Source organism: Frankia sp. R82 (genome assembly GCF_023716925.1).
Classification (GTDB): domain Bacteria; phylum Actinomycetota; class Actinomycetes; order Frankiales; family Frankiaceae; genus Frankia.
Genome location: NZ_JAMQQG010000150.1, coordinates 1 through 1,538, shown reverse-complemented (window position 1 = coordinate 1,538; position 1,538 = coordinate 1). Strand labels below are relative to the sequence as shown.

Annotated in this window: 2 protein-coding genes; both read left to right on the top strand. The window is 73.7% G+C overall.

Features of this window, described 5'->3' with window-relative positions:
- Positions 1-587: acyl carrier protein (locus ND747_RS16280; protein WP_251734458.1), on the top strand; the 587-nt coding region annotated here is incomplete at its 5' end.
- A gap of 43 nt (positions 588-630) precedes the next feature.
- The coding region (locus ND747_RS16275) for a beta-ketoacyl synthase N-terminal-like domain-containing protein (RefSeq protein WP_251734457.1) at positions 631-1,538 on the top strand (908 nt) is incomplete at its 3' end.

Sequence of the window (1,538 nt, the reverse complement as noted above, 5' to 3'; positions counted from 1 at the left end):
CCCGCGCGGCGCACGCCGACGCCTCCGCCGCGGACGGCACCGCCGCCCCGGGTGCCCAGCTCACCGCCCGCCTGACCGGGCTCGACGCCGCGGCGCGCCGGGCCGAACTGCTGGCCATCGTGCGCGGCCATGTGGCGGCGGTGCAGGGGCTGGCCCGGCCGGAGCAGGTCGACGTCGAGCGGGGTCTGCGCGACCAGGGATTCGACTCGCTGGCCGCGGTGAACCTGCGCAACCTGCTCGGCGCGCAGACCGGCCTGTCCCTGCCGGTCAGCCTGGCCTTCGACTATCCGACCACGTCGGCGCTGACCGACTTCCTGCTCGGTGAACTCGTTCCGACACCACCGACCGGTCTGTCGGCGGTGCTCGCCGAGGTCGACCGGCTGGAAGCGGTACTCGACACGGCCGAGGTGACCGGCGCCGACCGGCTGGCGGCGACCGACCGGCTGCAGGACCTGCTGACCCGATTGCGCACCACGCCGGACCCGTCCGGCGACGCGCCGGGCGAACCGTCGGTGGCCGCGGAACTGTCCGACGCCACCGACGCCGAACTCATCGACTTCATCGGAAAGACCCTCGGCATCTCCTGACCACGCGCCCGCCGATGCCCGAGCCGACGAAAGCAGGCCGACCATGAGCGACGACCAGATCCGGTACCTCCTGCGACGGGTGACCGCCGAGCTGCACGAGACCCGCGAGCAGCTTCGGGACTCACGGGAGGCCCGGCACGAGCCGGTGGCGATCGTGGGTATGGCCTGTCGTTTCCCCGGCGGGGTGAGCTCCGCGCGTGACCTGTGGGAACTGGTCCACACCGGACGGGACGCGATCGGCGCGTTCCCGGCCGATCGCGGCTGGCCCCTGGACGACCTCTACGATCCCGACCCGGACGCGTCCGGGAAGTCCTACACCCGCCACGGCGGCTTCCTGGCCGACGCCGGCGGTTTCGACGCCGAGTTCTTCGGCATCTCCCCCCGCGAGGCGCTCGCCATCGACCCGCAGCAGCGGCTGCTGTTGGAGACGACCTGGGAGGCGTTCGAGCAGGCCGGGATCGACCCGACGACGCTGCGCGGCAGCCGCACCGCGGTGTTCGCCGGCACGAACGGCCAGGACTATGCCGCCGGCGTAAAGGCCGCCGGAGTGCAGGCCGCCGGCATGGCCGGCAGCGGCCCGGCGGTGCCCCCGGAGCTGGAGGCCTATCTGGGCCTGGGCAGCCTCGGCAGTGTGCTGTCGGGCCGGGTGTCGTACACGTTCGGGTTCGAAGGCCCCTCGGTCACCGTCGACACCGCCTGCTCCTCCGCCCTGGTCGCCCTGCACCTCGCCGCCCAGGCACTACGGGCCGGCGAGGCCGATCTGGCCCTGGCCGGCGGGGTGACGGTGATGTCGTCACCGGCGGCGTTCGTGGAGTTCTCCCGCCAGCGCGGCCTTGCCCCCGACGGCCGCTGCAAGGCGTTCTCCACCGCCGCGGACGGGACCGGCTGGTCCGAGGGCGTCGGCGTCCTGCTCGTCGAACGACTCAGCGACGCCCAACGCCACGGCCACCC